This window comes from Chromatium okenii (genome assembly GCF_016583745.1).
GTDB lineage: Bacteria > Pseudomonadota > Gammaproteobacteria > Chromatiales > Chromatiaceae > Chromatium > Chromatium okenii.
In genome coordinates this window covers 1-634 of record NZ_NRRQ01000124.1, presented here as the reverse complement: position 1 = coordinate 634, position 634 = coordinate 1, and the positions used below count along the sequence as shown (strand labels likewise).

The following is a 634-nucleotide window of genomic DNA, read 5'->3' as shown; positions in this document are numbered from 1 at the left end:
CTTAAGGAATTGATTCCAAAAGAAGAAGGTGCGAAAAAACCACATAAAAAGTTTAAAGATTACGCGCCCGGTTTTATCCACATTGATGTGAAATACCTCCCCAAGATGCCGGATGAAAAAGCCCATCGCTACCTCTTTGTCGCCATTGATCGGGCAACGCGCTGGGTCTATGCCAAGGTTTTTGCTCAGAAAACTGCTGCCAACGCCAGTGCATTTCTCCAGCAAGTGATCGCTGCTGCCGCGTTTAAGATTGAAAAGGTATTGACCGATAACGGCAAGGAATTCACGGATCGTTTCTGTGCCACCGGTGAACGCGAACCGACTGGTCGCCATCGCTTTGATTTAGTGTGTAAAGAACACCAGATTGAACATCGCCTGATTCCTCCCGCACATCCACAAACGAATGGGATGGTGGAGCGATTTAACGGGCGGATTGCCGAGGTGGTGGCGACGACTCGCTTTGATTCTGCACAGAATTTAGAGAAAACGCTGCACCATTATGTGCAGATGTATAACCATCAGATACCCCAAAAAGCACTCGGACATGTGTCACCGGTGCAAGCGTTGAAAAACTGGCAGCAGAAAGAACCCGAACGCTTCAAAAAACAGGTCTACAATCTCTCGGGTCTTGACA

Annotated in this window: 1 protein-coding gene; it reads left to right on the top strand. The window is 48.1% G+C overall.

Features of this window, described 5'->3' with window-relative positions; all coding sequences use genetic code 11:
* Positions 1-634 (top strand): DDE-type integrase/transposase/recombinase (locus CKO12_RS14465; RefSeq protein WP_200155411.1); only part of this gene is annotated, 634 nt, incomplete at both ends.